The organism is Bacillus sp. FSL R12-0074 (assembly GCF_038005725.1).
Lineage (GTDB): Bacteria > Bacillota > Bacilli > Bacillales > Bacillaceae_G > Bacillus_A > Bacillus_A mycoides.
Genome location: NZ_JBBOTR010000001.1, coordinates 4,617,766 through 4,638,732 on the forward strand (window position 1 = coordinate 4,617,766; position 20,967 = coordinate 4,638,732).

The window sequence follows — 20,967 nt, forward strand, 5'->3', positions numbered from 1 at the left end:
CGGTACCACCCTAAATTAATGTAATAAATACATTCGCTTAGATCCGTAACGTGGATTAACGGCAATTGCTACTAATGATTTCACAACTGCAACTCAAAGGCGAGTTCATAACGAAACGTGGATTGACTTGCACCGACCGTCAACTCTCTAAACCAGCTTCTATTACTACTACTCCTTCTCACTGTTATTACAAATATGAGTTAATGTGAACTACCCACCACTTAGTATCTCTTAAGAGCCTACTTGAAGCGAGGGCTTCTCGGTTAATCGTTACTCTTGCTAACTAACGAATTCGTCTTAGGACAGCCGAGCTAACTCCCTTGTTCCAAAGGATATTTTATTACTATTTATTTAAATATATTCTAAAACATGTTGCATGTTCCGTCAAACTAAACTGCAATTTTTTCTTCAACTGTTTCTTCTACTTTTACTCGTCTATCATAAATACTCGTTGCTATAAGCGCTACTACAAGCATTACCATGATCGCAATAAACAATACTTCCATATTGTATAAGTCAACAATCGCTCCGCCAACGACCGGTCCGAACATTTTCCCTACAGTCGCTGCGCTATTTACAACACCTTGATAAAATCCTAGCTTATCTTTCGGTGCAAGTATATTTGCGATGGTCGGAACTGCCGGCCATACGAATAATTCACCAATTGTTAATGTCACCATCGCAACGAGAAACATCGTAAATTGCTGCGCTTGGCTTAAAACAATAAACGACGCCGCAAAAATGACGATTCCAATCATAATTTGTTGTTTTAAAGAACGCTTCATCCAGCGAATTAACATACTAACAAGTGGCTGCGCACAAACAATCATCGCTCCGTTTATCGTCCATAATAAACTATAATGGCGGAGGCTAATATCTAATTCTCGCATATGAGTCGCAATTGCCCCTTGCCACTGTACGTATGTAACCCAGCATAAAGCATATGCTACACATACGATTAGAAGCGCTTTGAAGCCAGGTGTAAGTGACCAACCTTTTTTCGTTTCGGCTTCTTTTTGTACCTCTTGCTCTTTTTTTGCTTCCATACCACGAAATCCAATAAACGCAATTAAGAAGAAAATAAAATATAAAATAAAGTTCGCTAAGAAAATATAATCAAAACGATAAGACGCAACTAATCCACCGCACGCTGTTCCAATCGCAATCCCAACGTTTTGTCCAACATACATTGCATTGAACGCTCGTCTCCCGCCTTCTGGCCAAACCGTACCGACCATCGCATACATTGATGGAAACACCATTCCAGAACCGAATCCGATTAATGCTAGCCACACAACATATAATGGCCAACCATGGAAAAATACAAGACCTAAAATCGATACAAGTGTAATGACAATCCCTACTAAAATTGATTTATAACCGCCCCATTTATCAAATAAAACACCGCCGAGCAAGTTTCCGATTACACCAGTAAGCGAGTTGATCATTAATACCATTCCGGCTACTGATAAAGATTTCCCTAAACTATCATGTAAGTAAATTGTATTAAAAGGCCATAAAAAAGAAGCACCCGTGACATTAATAATCATCCCAGCTACTAATAGCCATACTTTCCTTGGCATAGTCTCCCCTCCTATTCTCTTTTTTTCGTTCATATATATAACAGTAAAATTGTAGTCGTTTTTAAATAGGAAGGCAACTGATTAATAGTTGATGAAATTCAGATAATAGCACAAAGACGATTAGAATGTATTCTAATCGTCTTTGTAAAATATTAATCTATAAATAATGGAATCGTTCCCTCGCGGAAGGTTATCCAACTTCCTTTTTACGTTTTGCACTTTCTTTAGCACTCCATTTAAATATTTTGTCTAGTAGAGAGTATATTCTCCCAGACTCCTTCGTTAATAATGGCCCTAACGACGCCAATATTAAAACATATAAAGCTGAGAATGGTTTAATCGTTGCCATTAAGCCACCCGCTATTCCGAGATTCGCGACAATAATGGAGAATTCCCCACGTGATATAAGTGTTAAACCGATATTCGTAGAAGCCTTATGCGATAACCCGGCTTTACGCCCTGCAATCATTCCAGCTGTAAAATTACCGATGAGAGTAATGAAAACTGCTCCTAATGCCAACCATACTGCTCCTCCAAGCGAAAACGGATCTATACTTAAACCGAAACTGAAAAAGAATATGGCTCCAAAGAAGTCACGAAATGGAACGACGAGATGCTCAATCCGATCACTATGCTCTGTTTCAGAAAAGACGAGTCCTAACAATAATGCTCCAATTGCCTCAGCAACATGAATCGTTTCTGAAAATCCTGCTACAAAGAATAAAATAGCGAATATTACGATAATAAAAATTTCGTTTGACGAAATATCTAATACTTTATTTAGAAACGGCGTAGCTTTTCTAGCGATTACAAAGAATAGTAACATATATCCTACTGCGATTAGTACGGATGTAAGAGCACCTACAAATGATGTTGCACCTCCGAGTACTAATCCTGAAACAACTGATAAATATACAGCTAAAAAGATATCATCAAACATAATGATTCCTAAAATTAGTTCTGTCTCTTTATTACCAGATCTTCTTAAATCAACAATTACTTTCGCTACAATTGCACTCGATGAGATTGTAATAATTCCAGCAATAATTAATGTTTCTAGTAAGGGGAAGCCCATTATATATCCATAAAGTAAACCTAATATGAAATTAAGCGATATATGAACACTACCCCCAAAAGCAATCGACTTTCCTGATTTAATTAATTTTTTAATTGAGAATTCTAAACCTAAATAGAATAGGAGGAATATGACGCCAACACGGCCGAGGAAGGAAATAACTTCTCCGCTTTCAATAAACCTTAAATCGATAAGTCCTAAATCTGGGGCATGAGGCCCCACTAGCATACCGAGTATAATGAGAAACGGAATAATCGAAAACTTTAACTTTGCAGCGAGGATAGCTGCAAAAGCTACTAATACTAACGCAGTTCCAACTTCCAAAATTAAAGTATCCATCGATTAGGAATCACCTCCTGCTGAAAGCAATTCATTAATAATTCTTTTCACTTCATGTCTTTCACCCGACAATACGAGCATATCGCCAGCTTCAATAATAGAGTCTGGACCTGGATTAAAGAATTTCTTCATATTCTTTTTCAAAATAGCAATAATCGTTACGTTATACGTTTTTCTGACATGTAAGCTACCAATTGTTTGTTGTACTACTGGTGCATTATTCTCCACCTTAAACCATTCAATTGATAATCCTTCAAAAGCCATCTCAATTGTGTCTAGCGCTTGCGGCCTATATACCATTCCGCCTAATATAGCCGCAATTTGTCTCGCTTCAGAATCACGAAGAGAAATGCTTGAAATACTCTCATCGTGATCCGCATCAAAATGATACATTTCTCTTCGGCCATCATCATGAATAACGATAACCATTTTTTCATTACCTTTTGTTATCACTTCGAATTTACATCCAATGCCCGGTAGTTCACTCTCTCTAATATTCATATTCCCGCCTCCTAATTTTTTAGTTACGGCTCTTTCCTTTTACAAATCTACATCAATCTCTGTTTTAAACTTCTCATCTTTTGAGATTCCTAAATACTTGAGCGTTTCTGATGGAGTTGCGTGATGAAAATGCTTTTGCAATAGCGCAATCGCTATTCCTCTTTTGTACGCATGAAATCCAAATGTTTTTCGCATTGAATTCGTTCCAATCTTTCCAACAATCCCAACCGCTTCAGCTGCGCTATGGATAACACGATATGCTTGTTGGCGTGAGATTGAATTTGTCGTTTTATTAGATTGAAATACGTAGTTTTCTCTTTGAGCATCAATAGATTGTACGTAATCTAAAAGGGCTTCTTTTACTTTTGTATTTAAATAAATATCTTGTTTAAATTTTTCATCTTTCACAGGAAGAGAATAAAACTCTTTAACAGTCTTATCTTCATTTAATACCTCTTCAAATTTCATACTAAGTAGCTCAGTGATCTTTAATCCAGTGTTAATTCCAATAACAAATAAAAGATAATCTCGCTGCGAGTGCTCTTTTAAATACTTTTTCATAGCCTCAATTTGGCTTATATCTTTTAATGCCTCTACAACTTCCATACATGTATCTCCTCATCTTATGAACGGTAATTTTCTCATTATCCTGTCCATTTTACCTTATCATGCTATGAGATTTCCATGTATTATCCATTATTTTCACAATATACTCTTACGACAATTTTTCATTTGGAAATTTATGATTGTACAAATACGGTGTGGGTAGAAAAAATAGGGGGAGTACAAGTTCAGCTTCTTTCTACAGATCGGATTCCTCCTTTCATTTTTCGGTTGCTGATACTTTCATATTATGTTACTTATTTACATTATATTATATATTTCAGTAACATTAAAGTGTTTTTTCTGAAAATACAAAAAGCCGAGCACTTTCACTCGGCTTTTTACCTATTAATCTTCTTTTGGAAGAACAATTCCTTTATACAATTGAACTGTAATGAAGTAATAAATCGCATAAATAACTACGAAAATTACGATTGGTACCCAAATACGGAAGTAAGGATCCATTAAAATAAATCCGAAAATATTCATACCAACTAATACGTGAGCAATACCCACAATTGCCGGGAATAAGAATACTAAGAATAACTCTTTATAAATTGATTTCGTTAATAATTCACGACGCACACCGATTTTACGAAGCATTTGATAACGCGTAATATCTTTTGATGCACCAGAAAGAATTTTAAACATTAAACAACTTGCCATCATTGCTAAGAACGCAATTCCAAGGAAGAATCCCATAAATACTGTTCCACTCGCAATGCCGTAGAATCCATTGTAAGATTGATATTTACTATCTAATCTTTCAGCTTTTACATTTTTATATTTAACTAGCTGCAACTCGTCAAGTTTTTTCCATTCTTTTGTGTATGCTACAAAATCGTCTGTTTTTCCAGTAACTACGATTCCTTCTTTACCATTTACAGTATCGTACATTTTCTGATCTGCAATTTTAATTGCATGATTCTCATATACGTAAAATGGTTGGATTGTTCTGAAAGCCTCATCCCATTCTTCTGGAAGTTCTTTAGTGTTCGCATCTTTTTCATTCATTTCTCTAGAAACTGCACCTACTGGTAGTTCCTCTGAAACTTTCTTTGTTTTTCCTAAATCCTTCATACTTTCCATCTGTTTTGTATCTTGTACGAAAGGAGGTTTTTTCTCTAAATCTTCTTTTACATAATAAACGTATTTATTATCAACTTTGTAACGATATTCATTTTTCTCTTTAAATGGAATACCATCTAAAATTTTCTTTTCTTCAGCTGTTGGGTTATGAATAACTGAATCATATATTACTAAACCATCAACCATTTTTATAACGTTATTTTTAAACGCCATACCACCTGAAATTGCACCCGCTCCAAGAGCAACTAACATCGCTACCGTTGCAAGTACTTTCGTTAAGCTATTAATACGGAAATTTAATTGTGCAAACGTAAAAGCATTAAGTCCTTTTTCACTACGCTTTTTATTACTCTTTAACTTTCTAATGATAACTGGGAGAAGTGATCCAAATAGCATGTAAGTACCAGTTGTTGTTGTAATTAATGCAATAAGGATTCCCATTTCTCTTAGTTTTTCCATGTAAATCATTGATGCATAGCCAATTCCTAATAAAATAACAGCAAGGATTGCAACGACACCTGTCATTTTTCCTTTTACCGCAACACGCTCTGTTTGTGCATCCGCATGTACAAGTTGCAGTACTGAAATACGTGATAACTTAATACTGTTCATAATTGCTGATAATACAAATAATGCAAAGAAGAAAATGCAAGTAACAGTCATAGATGGTAGATAAAATGCCTTATAGCCTTCACCAGCAAATTCTAATTGTTTCATTAATAACTGTCCGATACCTTCTGCAAGTCCTACACCAACTGTAAGTCCAATCGCAAGAGACGCAGCACCTAATACAATCGTTTCAATAAACATAAGTAATGTAACTTTATGCTTTTTTGCACCTAACATCATGTACATACCAAACTCTTTTTGACGAAGAGATAATAAGAAAGAGTTTGCATATAAAATGTAGAAGAACGTTATAATTGCTAATAAAAATGAACCTGCTTGGAATACGAAACCAATAGACTTAATAACAGAATTGGATTCGATAAACGCTTTATTCAGCGCTAACGTTTGGAACATATAAAAAATTGAAATCGACATGACAAGACCAACAAGTAAGACAATATAATCTTTCAGCTTACTCTTTAGCCCTGACATGGAAAGTTTAAATAACATGCCCTAGACCTCCCTTCTTACGCTTTTTGTGTGCCTAAGTCCGCAAGTACATCTAAAATTTCTTTATAAAATTCTTCACGCGTACCACCGCGGTGAATTTCTTTATATAGCTCACCATCTTGAATGAATAAAATACGCTGACAGTAACTTGCACTATATGGATCATGCGTAACCATCATAATAGATACGCCTTGTTCTTCATTTAAGTTTGTCATCGCATCAAGTAAACTTGCTGCATTTTTCGAATCAAGAGCTCCTGTTGGCTCGTCCCCTAAAATAATTGCTGGCTCATGCACAAGCGCGCGCGCTGCTGCTGAACGCTGCTTTTGTCCACCAGATACTTCAGATGGATACTTTTGAAGAATTTCTGTAATCCCTAGCATATCCGCTACTTTTTCTACTTTCGGTCCAATATTACGTGATGAAACACCTTGAAGGGAAAGTGGAAGTGCGATGTTTTCATAAATAGATAAGTTCTCTAATAAGTTAAAGTCTTGGAAGATAAATCCTAATTTTTGTGAACGGAAATCAGAAAGCTCACCTTGCTTCATTTTCGTAATATCCGTACCCGCAATTTCAACAACGCCGCCCGTTGCTTTATCAAGCGTTGAAATTACATTTAATAATGTCGTTTTACCAGAACCAGATGGTCCCATAATACCAACAAATTCACCCTCTTGAATTGAGAATGAAACACCTTTTAACGCTTGTGATTGGTTCTCACCTTTTTTACCGTACACTTTTTGAACATTTTTCACGTCTACAACTGGTTTCGTCATATATATCCTCCTACGCTTGTTTTTCCATTACCTATTTTGCGCCTTTTGGAGGTGAACTGCTATTTATTAACATTACAATTACCTTACACTTTTGTAATATAAAAAAGGTGAGCGTGTAAGCTTAGCTTTTATCCTTTTAAAAACAAATTCATTTTCTTCATTAGTAGATAAAATTTCATTAGCGATTTACCGCAAAAAACTGACAAAAAAATAGACTATTCCACAAGCGGAACAGCCCATTTCTGTCTTTATTTCTTTAAAGGCGTTACCGTCCAATACGTAATAATACGCCAAATCCATTCTAATGGACCCATTTTAAAGATTTTCATCCAAATCACACTGAAAATAATTTGAATTGCATAAATTGCGATACACACATATAGCGTCTGCATGTACGTTAAGTTTCCTGCAAAGTTAAATACACTGCCTGCAATTAAAATCATTGCAGTTTGTCCAATATAATTTGTTAAAGCCATACGACCATAGTATTTCAGTGGAGCTAACAATGCTTGAACTGGTTTTAACTGAAGTAATAAAATTAATGCTCCTACATAGAAAGCTGAAATAATTGGTCCAACTGTAACACCAATTTTTAAGAATTGACCTGCAGCGTCCATTGTTCCATCTTCATTCATAATTATCATATTTACGAACGGTTCAGCAGGAACGTGCCCATATTGATACCATATAGCTACTACACTTAAAACAAACATAATGCCTGTAAAAATAGCGACTTGTTTGATTTTCGCTGAAAGGTTTTCAAACACTTTATACTGCCCTGCAGCAAGACCTAATAAAATTAAACCTAATGGTAATAATTCCTTAGCTGCCATAATACTAAAAGCTACCGTAAGAATAAGACCGAGTACTACATTCACTTCTTTTTTCGCTTTATAAAACGGTAAAACGACTAATCCACAAATTGCGTATAAGGCTAGTGCTTCTCCAGGCTGAAACATTTGATGAATTAAACCAAAAATAAATAGTGCAACTACGCGGCGTAGAAATAGAACGTATCCATTCTTCCCTTTCGCAATCGCTCTTGTAATGAAGATGTAGAATCCTACTCCAAATAAGAATGAGAAAATCGAGAAGAAACGACCTTCCACAAATAAGTATAGAAACCTTTGATAACTAGCATCTACTGTATTAGGATCTGGCACTTTAATATTCAGTAGCGCTAGAATATTTACTAAAATAATCCCCAGTAATGCGAAGCCACGAATGTAATCTAACTCATCAATTCGTTTGTTTGTAATGTTGTTCCCCATAAAGCAACTCCTTGTCCAAAATTTAATCCTCCCTTACTCTACTGGAAAAGTAAGCTTACAACTATCGGCAAACCTTACAGAAATCTTACATTATTGTCATATAGCAAAATAAAACCAGGTCATATTGCGACCTGGTTTACTCTGATTGCTTTGATCTTTGAGGTTGTCCCTTTTTACTATTACGCTGTTTCACTTGAACAACTGGATCAAGTTCATTTGAAAACTCAGCGTTATGTCCATTTTGCGTTTTTTGCTCTGGATTATTTTGATCTGAACGTTTCGCCATTACATTCACTCCTTATTAGTGCGGTGTAATAATCATTTGATGTTGCAATTGGCGAATTGCCATACGTGCTCTATTTAATTGCTCACGTTGCTCATCATTCGCATGTTGTTGCATCGTTTGTAAATCATTATATGCTTGTTCTAATTGCAACTGAGCATCCGAATACTCCATCGTATTGTAATGCTCCTGCCTCATGCCTTGGTCTAATTGTTCTTTCGCATATTCCACCGCTTGTTCTGCCTGTGTAATATACTCTTCAAGTGATTGACGCTCTGCCATAATTGTCCCTCCTTGCTTCAATTCCCCTTTAGTGTGTCCCTTCCATATGAACCTTATGAGTATGTTATAATGGATTTTGTTTCATTTTGACTCGTCTTAGGAGGGAAAATAATGAAGGTTCAAAACCCTTTTCCATATACAAATGACAATAAACGTTATCATACATGGAATTACCACTTACGAAATGAATTTGGTGAAAAAATCTTTAAAGTTTCATTAGATGCTGGCTTCGATTGCCCGAACCGTGACGGTACAGTCGCTTACGGCGGCTGCACGTTTTGTAGTGCTGCTGGATCTGGTGACTTCGCTGGCGATCGCCGCGATGATGTTATAACGCAATATCATGAAATGAAAGAAAAAATGCACTCAAAGTGGAAAGACGGAAAATGTATCGCTTATTTTCAGGCTTACACAAATACACATGCACCACTTGAAGTGTTAAAAGAAAAATTCGAACCGCTTCTAGCAGAAAAAGACGTTGTCGGTCTTTCTATCGCAACTCGTCCAGATTGTTTACCAGACGATGTCGTTGAATATTTAGCGGACTTAAATAAACGTACGTACCTTTGGGTTGAACTCGGACTACAAACTGTTCATGAACGTACTGCAAATCTTATTAACCGTGCTCACGATTATCCATCTTATGTGGAAGGCGTAAATAAATTACGCAAACACGGCATTAGAGTTTGCTCTCATATTATTAACGGTCTTCCCCTTGAAGATTACGACATGATGATGGAAACAACTCGTGAAGTAGCAAAACTTGACGTACAAGGAATTAAAATTCATTTACTTCATTTATTAAAAGGTACGCCAATGGTGAAGCAATATGAAAAAGGTCAATTAGAATTCCTTTCTCTTGAAGATTACGTAAGTCTCGTTGTTGACCAACTTGAAATTATTCCTGAAGACGTAATTGTGCACCGCATCACAGGTGACGGTCCGCCTGATTTAATGATTGGCCCGATGTGGAGCTTAAATAAATGGGAAGTATTAAATTCCATCGATGCAGAATTTGTACGCCGCGGAAGCTGGCAAGGAAAATATGCAAATGAGGAGAAACAAAAATGAAATTAGAACGTGTATTACCGTTTGCTCGCACACTGCTGCAAACGGCAGTAAAAGAAGGCGATTACGCTGTAGATGCAACGCTCGGCAATGGACATGATACTTGCTTCCTAGCTGAAATCGTTGGAGATAGTGGAAAAGTATTTGGATTTGATATTCAAAAAGAGGCAATTGAAAGCTCTACTATCCACCTAAAAGAAAAGAAACTTTTCGAACGTACTGTTTTAGTTCACGACAGTCACGACACACTCTTATCCGTACTACCAGAAGACGCAAAAGGAAAAGTAACAGGCGCTATCTTCAACTTAGGTTACCTGCCTGGTGGTGACAAGCATATCGTTACAAAACCGAACTCAACAATCTCGGCGATCGAGCAATTATTAGAAGTAATGGCACCTGAAGGTATCATCGTCCTTGTTATTTATCACGGTCATCCAGAAGGACAAGTAGAACGCGACGCTGTTCTCAAATTTGCAGAAGAACTCGACCAAAAACAAGCTCACGTTTTGCGATACGGCTTCATTAACCAGCAAAATAACCCACCATTTATTGTGGCGATTGAGAAACGATAAGATATCAACGATTCGACAAAACATAACAAAAAAAGATGTGCACTCATTGCACGTCTTTTTCTTATTCTCCTATATAATGGATGTATACAATATTTGAAGAAAGAAGGATAGAACTTTGCTAGTAGAACTAAAGGGAATTCAAAAGAAATATGGCAAATCACTTATACTAGACAACATCGATTTATCCATTCCAGAAGGAGAAGCACTCGCTATTATTGGTGGGAACGGGACTGGAAAAAGTACTTTACTCAAAATAATTGCAGGCTTTATTCCACCTACGGCAGGGACACTTCAAAGAAAAGAACATATACAAATCGGTTATGTCCCTGAACATTTTCCTGAAGGAATTCGTTTTACATTAGAGGATTATTTATATCATCTCGGCCATATTCACGGTTTATCAACAAAATATTTAAGAAATAAAATTCCGATGCTCCTTGAATCTTTTCATCTACATCATGCAAAGCATTACGTTGTACGAAACTTTTCAAAAGGTATGAAACAAAAAACAGGCATTATGCAAGCATTACTTACTGACGTCGATTTATTAATTCTAGATGAACCTCTTTCTGGGCTCGACCCTAACTCTCAGCAAGAATTAGAGCATATTTTACTCTCATTAAAACAACAAGGGATATCTATACTCTTCACATGTCACGAAAAACAACTACTAGAAAACTTCGCCGATAGAATTGTGACATTAGCAAATCATACAATTGCGGAAGATACCTCTGTGCAAAAATCAACAGAACAGGTCTATATTGAGGCAATTGTTCACGAAACATTTTCAGCTATAGAACTACAAAAGCAATCAGGATTTATACAAGTTACACACAATTCAAATCAAAACCTCATTCAATTACAAATCGAAAAGGAATATACAAACGAAATGCTTCAGTTTTTATTACATAAAAAAGCATCTATCACACTGCTACAGCCTAATTTTTAAATCGAAAGAAGGTTTATTATGTTTGCGCTTATTCGTTACCATTTTCTCGACTACACAAAATCGTATAAGTACATTCCTCCTATTGCGATGTACTGCATAAGCTTACTTTTTGTATATACATATAAACCAACTCCCATTGTACCGACATACTTAGAAACAGCACTCGCACTTTATTTATTATCTGCCTGGATTACAGTCACAATTTTTCATACTGAAGATCCTGTACAAGAACAAATCACTATTTCACATACAAATAATATTTCGGCATTATACGTTGGTAAATATATTACGGCTCTTCTTATTTGTACTGTTTTATCTTTTATATCCGTAATCTATCCAATTATTTTGCAAATGTTTAATGAAAAAATGACAGCTTCTTTATTTCTAGTCGGATTTCTCGCTCACATGTCTTTATCTATACTAGGAATTTCAATCGCAACATTATTTACTAGAAATATTATTCAGAAAGCAAGCACCGCTTGGCTTAGTCTTACATTTATATTACTTATGACGATTGCCTCAATCCGGTTAAAAAAAGAGTTACTATGGTTTTTACCACCTGTCGAAAGCTTTATAATGCTTGGACAATACAAATATAATATACTTACTCATACTCTATGGCTTACAGCTTGGGCTATCGTATATTCATTTTTATTACTTACTTTATTTCTTTTTCTCGTTCGCAGAAAACGTTTTTGATTACATATTAAAGGGGACTAAACAATGATTGGAATACTAGCAGGAATGGGTCCAAAATCAACCGGACCATTCGTCGATACAGTTGTAGCAGAGTGCCAAACAATATATGGAGCAACGCATGATATGGACTTTCCTCATATGATGATTTATTCGTGCCCAACACCGTTTTATATGGATCGCCCTATTGATCATGCGGCGATGAAAAAAGCGATTATTGAAGGAGCGCAAAAACTTGAAAGTACTGGTGTAGATTTCATCGCAATGCCATGTAATACAGCGCATCTTTATTTCGAGGAATTACAGCGTTCTATTACCATTCCTATTTTGAATATAGTCGATGAGACGTTAAAAGCAATTCCTGAAAATACAAAAAGAGTCGCTCTTCTTGCAACAGAAGCGACTGTTCAAGCAAGTATTTACCAAGATGGAATTACAAAACGTGATATAGAGTACATTCATAATGAACAATGGCAAGAAATGATTAATCAAATTATTACTCGTATTAAAGGCGGAGAAATTGAGGAAGCTCGCAAATTATGGAGTCTGCTCGTTTTACAGTTAAAAGACGAAGTAGATACCGCTATTATCGCATGTACCGATTTGAATGTGGTGGTGAGTGAGGACTTCGTTGATTCCGCTCAATGTCTTGCGAAAGCAGTTGTTAGGATCTATGCATCAAATATAAAAAGGTCTTCATAAACATAGAACACATCCCTTTTGAAATGTGCTTTGTATTTGATAAAAATCCCCAAAACTTTTAACTTTTTTCACAATTCTTTCAAAGTAATCACACTTAATCTCGCTATATTAAATAAGTAGTTTATTCATATAGGGAAGGTTAGGGGAACTGTCGTATGAAACAAAATCGTTCGCTTCATTATATTTTTTGGCGTTGGCATTTTTATGCCGGGCTTTTTATTACGCCGCTTCTTATTACTTTGTCACTGAGCGGAATTGGGTATTTATTTCGTGAAGAGGTTGAAGATTTCATCTATAAAGATTTATATTTTGGGAAGAGCGCCCAAACAGAGTCTATTTCGATGGCTGATTCGCTTTTCTTAACAGAGAAAAAATATCCGCATTATAGCGTGACGAAAATTAGTGAGTTTAATGGGGATTATAATACGAGACTTACCATTGCTAATGAATATACTGGGCAACAAAAATATGTGTATTTAGATAGCAATAATCAAATTGTTGGAGATCAAAATGCAAGTGAAACGTTTGCCAATATAATGAGGGAATTACATAGTTCTCTTTTAGTTGGTGGTACTGTCGTTAACTACATTGTAGAGCTTGCGGCATGCTGGACAATCTTTTTAATTTTTACTGGGTTGTATATGAGTATACGCCAGTTCAAAAACACACCAGCATCCAATAAGCGAGAAAAAGCAAAACGACGTCATTCTATTATCGGTATTATATTTACAATTCCACTCGTTTTGTTAGTCGCATCTGGATTGCCGTGGTCAGGATTTATGGGTAACCAAATTTATAAAATCGCATCGTCGAATGAATCGATTGGATATCCAAAGTTGTATATGGCACCGCCTGAATCAAAGGTAAAAGAATTACCCTGGGCAACAAGAAAAGAAGCTCCTCCTGAATCGAATTCAAATGAACCAAAAGCAATTTCTGTCGATGAATTACAAAAAGGAATTGAAATAAAGAAGCCATATGTTATCTCACTACCGGCTGATCCGAAAGGTGTATTCACCGTTTCGAAATCAAGCGGTTCCGGTATTACGGGTATGCATGTCGCACCAAATGAAGAAATAACAGCTTATTTTGATCAATATAGCGGAGAACTTATTTCGAAAACGGACTATCGTGATTATGGATTATTTGCACAATGGTTTACTTACGGTATCCCACTTCACGAAGGACATTTATTCGGATGGCCAAATAAAATATTATGCTTACTAACCACGTTATCTTTATTACTTCTTATTTATTACGGAGTAAAAATGTGGTTAGCGAGAAAACCGAAAGGAAAATTAGCAGCACCTCCTAAGCAAAGAGATAAGAAGAGTACATTCGTTTTCTTTATCATGATGGTTATACTAGGCGCTGTCATGCCTTTATTCGGACTATCTGTTTTAGTTATTCTCGCGATTGAACTTCTCATATATGTATTTTTAAAAATACGATCATAGTAAAAAGGGACAGTCCAAAAAATCTAATTTTGGACTGTCCCTTTTTCATTATGGAGCAAAATTGCAACAGCACATGAAATTATATCGACTTAACTACAAAATACGACAATAGGAAAAGACCATCCCAAAATACCTTTTGAGATGGTCTCTTCATCACTGCGCCATTTTCTTTCGGTACATCTTCCCGTTCCAGTAGAAGAATCGTGAAGTGAGCCCTCCGTATTTTACAATGCGCCGTGCCATTTTGTGCATATTCTTTTGCGCTGATACTTTTTGATCTGATAAATAAATACCAAGTAATCCTCGGCTTATGAGACGATGAAACTTTGCATGAGGCAAATCACCAATGCTCTTCTCTGCTTCTTCTACAAAATGTTTCATACGATCTAATATAGCTTGCTCGTTTTCATAATAACTACAGAAATTCAAATCTCCGCCGATACGGTCTTCTTCTTGATCGATGAAATAATCAAGTAAAATGTGAAGTCCTTGTACGTATGGAAAATACCCTTGTCTAATTTTCACAATATCTTCATCATGTAATTCATCATGAAATGCATATGCGACAAGACAGAAAATTCCAAGCGTCGAACCCGCACATGCTGAAAATTCAAACCAACTCATCGGTGGTAAATTTTCTTTATGCGCTTCAAACCATGTTTTTAAGCGTGGTTCTCTTTCTTCTAACTTCACGTGTTTATGAATTTGCAAATCACAATAATAACAAGCAAGTTCATGAAGAATTGGAGCAATTTTATCATAATGCTTCGTTTTCTTTAAAACATCCTGACATGTTTCAACAAGCTCATCTAAATAACCACCATCATCTTGATCATCACGATAACGATAATAGTTACCGCCCCCTTCAACTTCAGGGCTTAATGCCATTACCATCGACTCATGAAGAGCCGCAAAGTCTTTCGGGTCAAGTGATGTACTACGATCACATAAATTATCTAAATAGTCGCTAATCGTTTGATAAGCTACGATAAAACGAATACATTCCTCTCGGTGTTCATTTGCTAGTAGCGCTAAAATGCCACCGCCCTCGCAATGAAACGTTTTATTCTCAATACTTGCGATTGCCTGACTATGAAGCTCGTCATTCGGAATATGGTAGGCACGCTCTTTCCACATCGCTAGCTCATGGTGTACTACCGGAAACACATCACGGTATACTTTCGCCATGAGCGTTATGGGATTACTCGGTACGTTCACTTCTTCCTTCATCTCCTCTATTCAATGTACAAATAATTTACTTATTTGTTTCTATTATGTTATTGATGCGTATTTCAGTAAATGACTGAATATAATTCAAAATTTCATCACGCTCATACTCATTTAATAACTCATGATAACAATTCGGCCATTCTTTAAAAGCCTTATCACTTATTTTAACATTATCAAACCAAGTACGGACACGTATTTTATCTACAAGTTTATCCTCACAAGCCTGCATTAGCAAGAGTGGAACGTCTGGAAAATCGCCTATTTTTTTATGCGCAATTTCGATAGACTTAATCAATTCACTATACCAACGTACTGATACTTTGCGCAAGAACAATGAATCATTCTCCATCGCATCTCTCACTTCATGATTACGAGTTGACATTTCCACTGTAAGATTCGTTGCAAATTGCAATTTTGGAGCAACAACATTTAATATTTTTGAGGCAGCTCGAAGCGGAGCAGAAGGTCCAGTTAATACACCTAAACATGGTGAACTTAAAATAATACCATCTACATCTTCTCTCTTCGTTTCTTGCATCATACGAATGACAATAAGACCACCCATACTATGACCAAATATAAAAATAGGTAATCGATACTTCCTTGCCTCTTTCACCCATAATTTAACTTCCTCTATATATTCATCAAATGAATCAATATGTCCTCTATTTCTCGAAGTCGTTCCATGTGATGGAAGGTCTCCCATCACAACGTGGTAGCCGATATGATTCCACATTTCTGCTATAGCTTCGTAACGTCCGTGATATTCCATTGCGCCGTGCACGATAACGACTACAGCTTTCGCTTCCTCTGCTTCATAATTCCACATACGGACCTCCTCCATTTCACTCTTTCTCATAATTTGATACACTAAAACTAGTCTCTAGGAAAGGAAGGCTTTACATGATATATCCTTACAAAGAAAAAAATCCGAAAATTTCGAGTAGTGCTTTTATCGCTGACTATGTTACCATTACAGGCGATGTGACAATTGGCGAAGAATCTAGCATTTGGTTTAATACAGTCATCCGCGGTGATGTATCACCAACGATAATTGGAAATAGAGTAAATGTACAAGATCAATGTACACTTCACCAAAGCCCCCAGTATCCTCTTATTTTAGAAGATGACGTTACCGTTGGGCATCAAGTTATTTTACATAGCTGCAAAATTGAAAAAGATGCTTTAATCGGAATGGGATCTATCATATTAGATGGCGCTGAAATTGGTGAAGGAGCTTTCATCGGTGCTGGTAGTCTCGTTTCACAAGGAAAGAAAATCCCTCCTAATACGTTAGCTTTCGGTCGCCCTGCGAAGGTCATTCGCGAATTAACAGAAGAAGACCGTAAAGATATGGAACGTATCCGCACACAATACGTTGAAAAAGGACAATATTATAAATCGTTACAAAAGTGATTTTATCGCTGCCATAAGACTGGCAGCTTTTTTTATGAAAAAATCTAACTTTTTCTTTACAAAACCTTATTATCCCCTCAATAAAATCTTATTAAAATAGAAGTTAATAACTCCATATATATGTAAATGAGGGAGGAAAAATCTCATGAAGGTCAGTGGACTATATAAAATAGAATGTTACATCTTCAAAGGAATTAATCGCTACTTTGATCAAAAAACATTAAACATCTTTTTCAGCAATATTACCCATATCGGTGGTGCAAGTTTTTCCATTGCACTTACCCTATTCTTTTTAATTTTCGCAACAGGGAATTTGCATCAAGCTGCAATTGCAACTGCTATTTCTTTAACAATTAGTCATATTCCTGTGCAAATATTAAAAAGATGGTATCCACGAAAACGCCCTTATTTAACAATTCAGGATGCGAAATATCCAGTTCATCCATTAAAAGATCATTCTTTTCCATCCGGACATACAACGGCTGTTTTCTCTGTCCTCATTCCATTTATTTGCTATAATCCAAACTTGCTTGCTTTTCTATTACCGTTAGCATTATGCGTCGGTATTTCCCGTATTTATTTAGGGCTTCATTATCCGTCAGATGTATTTGTAGGCATGTGCCTCGGCACTTGCTCTGGCATCATCTCTTTTTATCAATTCATCCCACTTTTCACATAAAGGAGTGATATGATGAGAGTCGCCATTTTTACCGATACTTTTACGCCACAAGTCAACGGGGTTGCGAAAACACTAGAACGATTAACACGTTACTTTCAGAAAGAAAAGATCGCCTATTCTGTTTTCGCCCCTCAGCATACAGCTGAAGATAATTTCGTAGCGAATGTGAACAAGATGAGAAGTATCCCGTTAACAATATTATATCCAGAATGCCGCTTTTCTTTTCCTACTCCGCGCATTAAGCGGGAACTTCTTGCCTTTAAACCTGATATCATTCACATCGCTACGCCTTTCAATATGGGACTTTGTGGGTTATATTATGCCAAAAAGTTAAATATCCCAGTTGTCGGTTCTTATCATACTGATTTTGACGCCTATTTACGTTATTACAAAATCGAATTTCTCTCCAATATGCTATGGAACTATTTAAGGTGGTTTCATAGTCATATGCAAAAAAACTTTGTTCCTTCTCCTGAAACATTACATCAATTAAAGAAAAAAGGATTTCAACAGCTCTATATTTGGGGACGTGGTGTAGATTGTACTCTCTTTCATCCAACTTACAATAAAGACCTATTCCGAAAAAAATATAATATTACAGCGAAATATATTCTTTCCTACGTCGGGCGCCTTGCTCCTGAAAAAGATATCGATACTCTTCAAACACTTATTCAAACGACAAACAAAGAACGTGACGATATTCATTGGCTCATCGCTGGAGATGGACCTCTAGCAACAAATTTGCGTGAAGCTGTTCCGAAAACAAATGTCACCTTTACTGGATATTTACAAGGCACGGATTTAGCTGAAGCATATGCTTGTTCTCATATGATGGTATTTCCATCAGCTACTGAAACGTTCGGAAATGTCGTACTTGAATCATTTGCATGCGGTACACCTGTCATCGGAGCAAATAGTGGCGGGGTTAAAAATATTATTACAGATGGAAAAACGGGAATTCTTTGTCCACCAAAAGATACAGATTCCTTTCTATCCTCAATCAATTCTTTATTGCAAAATGAAGATCAACTTATGCAAATGGGCATAGCAACTTCGTCTTATGCTAAATCAAAAAGCTGGGATGAGATCTTTCGTGGCTTACTTGACCAATATGAAGAAGTCCTTCAGCACACTGCATCAGGGTTACTCGCTTAAACAAAAAAACTCCCTTCCAAAAAACGAAGGGAGTTTATTACACAGTTATAAATTTTAGTTTAACAAATGGTACATAAGGTGAAATATCATTTTATTCCTATATTCATTATAACAAAAAGATACATAACTAAACAGACTTGTAATAAAAACCCATAAAAATTAATATATGGTTATACAGTGTTTTTTACTGTATGGTGATTTTAAGAAATCCCCTTAAAATCAACTTACTCACATACCTTTATACAGCAATTGTTCCCCAATTTCTGTATATCAAAAAACCTTTCATTCATTTGAAAGGTCTTTTTGAGCCTGCACATATTCTTCTTTCGTATTCACATTTATAAACCAATCTACATTCGCTTGTACATCTTCACCAGCAATATATTTCACATTACATTGTGATAAAAGCTGGCCCATACTTCTTTTTTCTTCTTGAAGCAAAGCATAAATCTTTTCTTTCACGCGTTTATTATACGCTGCAAGTAACGGTTGTTTTCTTCCATTAATAATAGGGACAACAGCATCATATTCATCGCTCGTTTGCTCTAATAAAATGGTAATCCATTCATTTGAAACGTTCGGTGCATCACAAGGCATGATAATATACCAATCTGAATCTATGTATTCCATTCCTGACACTATTCCAGCAAGTGGCCCATTTCCTTTATAGTGCGACATATCTTCTATAACTGGAACTTGTACTAATCGCTCTACTCTCTCTTTTATATCAGTATGACTAATAACAACAACATCTTTCAAAATACTTTCCATTACTTGCACAATATGCTCAACAAAAGTAGTTCCCTTCCAAATCGCCAATGCTTTCGGTTCTCCGAAACGACTAGACTGTCCGCCAGCTAATACAATTCCTGCAATTTTCATTGACGATGCAACTCAAATGTAATATGACCTAATTCCGGTAAAATTAACTTGTTCATCGCAAGGCGAACTGCTCCGCTAGACCCTGGCATTGAAAAGACAACTTTGCGCCCAATTGTACCGCCGATTGCTCTACTTAACATCGCGCTGCTTCCGATATCTTCTAAATAGCTAATCATGCGGAACAACTCACCAAACCCGACAATTTCTTTATCTAATAACGCTGACACTGCTTCAATCGTTACATCACGTTTCGTAATACCAGTTCCGCCATTCGTTAACACGACATCAACATCTTCCCTATGATAACCAGCTAACACAGCCTGCTGAATACTCTCTTTATCATCTTTCACAATTTCATAAGAGGTCACTTTATGTCCTGCTTCTTTTAATAATTCATGTAATAGTTGTCCGCTCTTATCCGTCTCTTCCGTACGTGTATCGGAAATCGTCACGATTTTGCAGCGCACTTCTTTTGGAGCTTGTTTTTTATGTTCAGTTACGCTCATTTTTCATCTTTCCTTTCCTAAAGACTTTTCTTCATTTTATCATACCTATCTTTACACAATTATGTATGAAGCCAATGATGCACCGTGATACAATATAAGTATATACGACCACAAAAAGGAAAATGTACTTTCTTATACGCCTGGACTACACACCATTAGCTACTCTTTAAATCCCCTTATATTTTCTACATAGTAGATTTCATTTTAAATTACAAAATAATTTGGAGGTTCACTCACTATGGAACTATACAAAAAATTAACAACAACATTCCTCCTCTTATTTGTTGCTTCCATCACTGTCGGTTTTTCTCTAAAAGGAGCAATTCCATACGCCACATTAGTGAGTATTATATTCGCAACGCTATTTTTACTGAGCAGTGCTTTTTGCGCAGGAAAAGCACGCCAACTGAAAAGGTGACCGTCTATGTTCCGTAAGAAACCAATCCTTTGTAAATCATGTGAAAAGGAAATACAAACGTATGAAAAAGCGTGGATTCATATGCCATTTCCGGCAAGTGGTATGACAAATATGAAGAAGTATATTGAGCTAGACGGGGAAGTTTATTGTAGTTCTTGCATTCAAGTAGTAAATAAAGTGAAACTTTAATCAGTGGGGATTTTGTTCTTCCCCACTGATTATTAGTTGAACCAACCGGGCTTTTACGGGCAGTTAATGCGGGATAAAACCAAATAAAAAAAGCTTTGCGACACGCGCAAAGCTTTTTTTTCAT

General features: G+C 36.2%; 24 protein-coding genes and 1 other annotated feature (1 of these 25 only partly in view). Of the genes, 11 read left to right on the top strand and 13 right to left on the bottom strand.

What is annotated here, in order from left to right; genetic code table 11:
• Window positions 1-191: a binding site (T-box leader), on the bottom strand; it reaches 28 nt to the left of the window's first position.
• A 198-nt stretch (window positions 192-389) separates the two neighbouring features.
• The 9 genes from NSS97_RS24020 to NSS97_RS24060 form a co-directional block, all read right to left on the bottom strand.
• Window positions 390-1,583 (bottom strand): MDR family MFS transporter, encoded by a 1,194-nt coding sequence (locus tag NSS97_RS24020; protein WP_002089089.1) that lies wholly within the window; start codon window positions 1,581-1,583, stop codon window positions 390-392.
• Window positions 1,584-1,773: 190 nt separating this feature from the next.
• Entirely contained in the window at window positions 1,774-2,997 is a 1,224-nt protein-coding gene (locus NSS97_RS24025; RefSeq protein ID WP_060750061.1) for a cation:proton antiporter, read from the bottom strand.
• Between the two features lie 3 nt (window positions 2,998-3,000).
• Complete coding sequence (locus tag NSS97_RS24030; protein WP_001026048.1) at window positions 3,001-3,498, bottom strand: cation:proton antiporter regulatory subunit; 498 nt, start codon at window positions 3,496-3,498, stop codon at window positions 3,001-3,003.
• Window positions 3,499-3,537: 39 nt separating this feature from the next.
• Complete coding sequence (locus NSS97_RS24035) at window positions 3,538-4,104, bottom strand: tyrosine-type recombinase/integrase (protein ID WP_002143468.1); 567 nt, start codon at window positions 4,102-4,104, stop codon at window positions 3,538-3,540.
• 345 nt (window positions 4,105-4,449) lie between these two features.
• On the bottom strand, window positions 4,450-6,309 hold the full coding sequence (locus tag NSS97_RS24040; protein ID WP_341114189.1) for an ABC transporter permease: 1,860 nt from the start codon (window positions 6,307-6,309) through the stop codon (window positions 4,450-4,452).
• Window positions 6,310-6,326: 17 nt separating this feature from the next.
• Window positions 6,327-7,088, bottom strand: a complete 762-nt coding sequence (locus tag NSS97_RS24045; protein WP_107887338.1) for an ATP-binding cassette domain-containing protein — start codon at window positions 7,086-7,088, stop codon at window positions 6,327-6,329.
• 248 nt (window positions 7,089-7,336) lie between these two features.
• Window positions 7,337-8,359: a DUF418 domain-containing protein gene (locus NSS97_RS24050; protein WP_107887337.1), complete on the bottom strand. Its 1,023-nt coding sequence runs from the start codon at window positions 8,357-8,359 to the stop codon at window positions 7,337-7,339.
• Between the two features lie 136 nt (window positions 8,360-8,495).
• Entirely contained in the window at window positions 8,496-8,645 is a 150-nt protein-coding gene (locus NSS97_RS24055; RefSeq protein ID WP_001129345.1) for a hypothetical protein, read from the bottom strand.
• Between the two features lie 15 nt (window positions 8,646-8,660).
• Window positions 8,661-8,924, bottom strand: coding sequence for a YtzC family protein (locus tag NSS97_RS24060; protein WP_002089099.1), 264 nt, complete (start codon window positions 8,922-8,924; stop codon window positions 8,661-8,663).
• A gap of 111 nt (window positions 8,925-9,035) precedes the next feature.
• Between NSS97_RS24060 and NSS97_RS24065 the strand changes: the two genes are divergently transcribed.
• The 6 genes from NSS97_RS24065 to NSS97_RS24090 all read left to right on the top strand — a co-directional run bounded on the left by NSS97_RS24065 (window position 9,036) and on the right by NSS97_RS24090 (window position 14,368).
• Window positions 9,036-9,995, top strand: coding sequence for a TIGR01212 family radical SAM protein (locus NSS97_RS24065; RefSeq protein ID WP_002167527.1), 960 nt, complete (start codon window positions 9,036-9,038; stop codon window positions 9,993-9,995).
• On the top strand, window positions 9,992-10,564 hold the full coding sequence (locus NSS97_RS24070; protein WP_107887336.1) for a class I SAM-dependent methyltransferase: 573 nt from the start codon (window positions 9,992-9,994) through the stop codon (window positions 10,562-10,564). The genes NSS97_RS24065 and NSS97_RS24070 overlap by 4 nt, the downstream gene beginning before the upstream one ends.
• A 115-nt stretch (window positions 10,565-10,679) precedes the next feature.
• Complete coding sequence (locus tag NSS97_RS24075; protein ID WP_107887335.1) at window positions 10,680-11,513, top strand: ATP-binding cassette domain-containing protein; 834 nt, start codon at window positions 10,680-10,682, stop codon at window positions 11,511-11,513.
• Window positions 11,514-11,531: 18 nt separating this feature from the next.
• The gene (locus NSS97_RS24080) at window positions 11,532-12,212 is read left to right on the top strand and encodes a hypothetical protein (RefSeq protein WP_002067629.1); all 681 of its coding nucleotides are present in this window, start codon (window positions 11,532-11,534) and stop codon (window positions 12,210-12,212) included.
• Between the two features lie 24 nt (window positions 12,213-12,236).
• Entirely contained in the window at window positions 12,237-12,911 is a 675-nt protein-coding gene (locus NSS97_RS24085) for an aspartate/glutamate racemase family protein (RefSeq protein ID WP_341114193.1), read from the top strand.
• Between the two features lie 155 nt (window positions 12,912-13,066).
• Window positions 13,067-14,368, top strand: a complete 1,302-nt coding sequence (locus NSS97_RS24090) for a PepSY domain-containing protein (RefSeq protein ID WP_107887333.1) — start codon at window positions 13,067-13,069, stop codon at window positions 14,366-14,368.
• A gap of 153 nt (window positions 14,369-14,521) precedes the next feature.
• Here the strand turns inward: NSS97_RS24090 and NSS97_RS24095 are convergent, their stop codons facing one another.
• Window positions 14,522-15,586, bottom strand: a complete 1,065-nt coding sequence (locus NSS97_RS24095) for a tetraprenyl-beta-curcumene synthase family protein (protein ID WP_113734057.1) — start codon at window positions 15,584-15,586, stop codon at window positions 14,522-14,524.
• A 37-nt stretch (window positions 15,587-15,623) separates the two neighbouring features.
• Entirely contained in the window at window positions 15,624-16,427 is an 804-nt protein-coding gene (locus NSS97_RS24100) for an alpha/beta hydrolase (protein ID WP_002167521.1), read from the bottom strand.
• Between the two features lie 74 nt (window positions 16,428-16,501).
• Here NSS97_RS24100 and NSS97_RS24105 point away from each other — a divergent pair, with 74 nt between their 5' ends.
• The 3 genes from NSS97_RS24105 to NSS97_RS24115 all read left to right on the top strand — a co-directional run bounded on the left by NSS97_RS24105 (window position 16,502) and on the right by NSS97_RS24115 (window position 18,848).
• Window positions 16,502-17,014, top strand: a complete 513-nt coding sequence (locus tag NSS97_RS24105) for a gamma carbonic anhydrase (protein WP_107887332.1) — start codon at window positions 16,502-16,504, stop codon at window positions 17,012-17,014.
• A 145-nt stretch (window positions 17,015-17,159) separates the two neighbouring features.
• Window positions 17,160-17,693, top strand: a complete 534-nt coding sequence (locus NSS97_RS24110) for a phosphatase PAP2 family protein (RefSeq protein ID WP_002067733.1) — start codon at window positions 17,160-17,162, stop codon at window positions 17,691-17,693.
• 12 nt (window positions 17,694-17,705) lie between these two features.
• On the top strand, window positions 17,706-18,848 hold the full coding sequence (locus NSS97_RS24115; protein WP_044443951.1) for a glycosyltransferase family 4 protein: 1,143 nt from the start codon (window positions 17,706-17,708) through the stop codon (window positions 18,846-18,848).
• A 282-nt stretch (window positions 18,849-19,130) separates the two neighbouring features.
• On the opposite strand, the gene NSS97_RS24120 is transcribed toward NSS97_RS24115, so the two are convergent.
• Window positions 19,131-19,730 (bottom strand): molybdenum cofactor guanylyltransferase, encoded by a 600-nt coding sequence (locus NSS97_RS24120; protein WP_341114197.1) that lies wholly within the window; start codon window positions 19,728-19,730, stop codon window positions 19,131-19,133.
• Window positions 19,727-20,236 (bottom strand): MogA/MoaB family molybdenum cofactor biosynthesis protein, encoded by a 510-nt coding sequence (locus NSS97_RS24125; RefSeq protein WP_016135509.1) that lies wholly within the window; start codon window positions 20,234-20,236, stop codon window positions 19,727-19,729. The genes NSS97_RS24120 and NSS97_RS24125 overlap by 4 nt, the downstream gene beginning before the upstream one ends.
• Before the next feature lie 238 nt (window positions 20,237-20,474).
• Here NSS97_RS24125 and NSS97_RS24130 point away from each other — a divergent pair, with 238 nt between their 5' ends.
• Window positions 20,475-20,654, top strand: a complete 180-nt coding sequence (locus tag NSS97_RS24130; RefSeq protein ID WP_107887331.1) for a hypothetical protein — start codon at window positions 20,475-20,477, stop codon at window positions 20,652-20,654.
• A gap of 6 nt (window positions 20,655-20,660) precedes the next feature.
• Window positions 20,661-20,843: a hypothetical protein gene (locus NSS97_RS24135; protein ID WP_002067721.1), complete on the top strand. Its 183-nt coding sequence runs from the start codon at window positions 20,661-20,663 to the stop codon at window positions 20,841-20,843.
• The last annotated feature ends 124 nt before the right edge of the window (window positions 20,844-20,967 follow it).

Excerpts from the sequence above, each read along its gene's own strand:
- NSS97_RS24025 (WP_060750061.1), bottom strand. The coding sequence starts at position 2,997 with ATGGATACTTTAATTTTGGAAGTTGGAACTGCGTTAGTATTAGTAGCT.
- NSS97_RS24115 (WP_044443951.1), top strand. The coding sequence starts at position 17,706 with ATGAGAGTCGCCATTTTTACCGATACTTTTACGCCACAAGTCAACGGG.
- NSS97_RS24080 (WP_002067629.1), top strand. The coding sequence starts at position 11,532 with ATGTTTGCGCTTATTCGTTACCATTTTCTCGACTACACAAAATCGTAT.
- NSS97_RS24065 (WP_002167527.1), top strand. The coding sequence starts at position 9,036 with ATGAAGGTTCAAAACCCTTTTCCATATACAAATGACAATAAACGTTAT.
- NSS97_RS24020 (WP_002089089.1), bottom strand. The coding sequence starts at position 1,583 with ATGCCAAGGAAAGTATGGCTATTAGTAGCTGGGATGATTATTAATGTC.
- NSS97_RS24035 (WP_002143468.1), bottom strand. The coding sequence starts at position 4,104 with ATGGAAGTTGTAGAGGCATTAAAAGATATAAGCCAAATTGAGGCTATG.
- NSS97_RS24135 (WP_002067721.1), top strand. The coding sequence starts at position 20,661 with ATGTTCCGTAAGAAACCAATCCTTTGTAAATCATGTGAAAAGGAAATA.
- NSS97_RS24040 (WP_341114189.1), bottom strand. The coding sequence starts at position 6,309 with ATGTTATTTAAACTTTCCATGTCAGGGCTAAAGAGTAAGCTGAAAGAT.
- NSS97_RS24030 (WP_001026048.1), bottom strand. The coding sequence starts at position 3,498 with ATGAATATTAGAGAGAGTGAACTACCGGGCATTGGATGTAAATTCGAA.
- NSS97_RS24100 (WP_002167521.1), bottom strand. The coding sequence starts at position 16,427 with ATGTGGAATTATGAAGCAGAGGAAGCGAAAGCTGTAGTCGTTATCGTG.
- NSS97_RS24110 (WP_002067733.1), top strand. The coding sequence starts at position 17,160 with ATGAAGGTCAGTGGACTATATAAAATAGAATGTTACATCTTCAAAGGA.
- NSS97_RS24105 (WP_107887332.1), top strand. The coding sequence starts at position 16,502 with ATGATATATCCTTACAAAGAAAAAAATCCGAAAATTTCGAGTAGTGCT.
- NSS97_RS24060 (WP_002089099.1), bottom strand. The coding sequence starts at position 8,924 with ATGGCAGAGCGTCAATCACTTGAAGAGTATATTACACAGGCAGAACAA.
- NSS97_RS24045 (WP_107887338.1), bottom strand. The coding sequence starts at position 7,088 with ATGACGAAACCAGTTGTAGACGTGAAAAATGTTCAAAAAGTGTACGGT.
- NSS97_RS24130 (WP_107887331.1), top strand. The coding sequence starts at position 20,475 with ATGGAACTATACAAAAAATTAACAACAACATTCCTCCTCTTATTTGTT.
- NSS97_RS24085 (WP_341114193.1), top strand. The coding sequence starts at position 12,237 with ATGATTGGAATACTAGCAGGAATGGGTCCAAAATCAACCGGACCATTC.
- NSS97_RS24070 (WP_107887336.1), top strand. The coding sequence starts at position 9,992 with ATGAAATTAGAACGTGTATTACCGTTTGCTCGCACACTGCTGCAAACG.
- NSS97_RS24055 (WP_001129345.1), bottom strand. The coding sequence starts at position 8,645 with ATGGCGAAACGTTCAGATCAAAATAATCCAGAGCAAAAAACGCAAAAT.
- NSS97_RS24090 (WP_107887333.1), top strand. The coding sequence starts at position 13,067 with ATGAAACAAAATCGTTCGCTTCATTATATTTTTTGGCGTTGGCATTTT.
- NSS97_RS24050 (WP_107887337.1), bottom strand. The coding sequence starts at position 8,359 with ATGGGGAACAACATTACAAACAAACGAATTGATGAGTTAGATTACATT.
- NSS97_RS24125 (WP_016135509.1), bottom strand. The coding sequence starts at position 20,236 with ATGAGCGTAACTGAACATAAAAAACAAGCTCCAAAAGAAGTGCGCTGC.
- NSS97_RS24120 (WP_341114197.1), bottom strand. The coding sequence starts at position 19,730 with ATGAAAATTGCAGGAATTGTATTAGCTGGCGGACAGTCTAGTCGTTTC.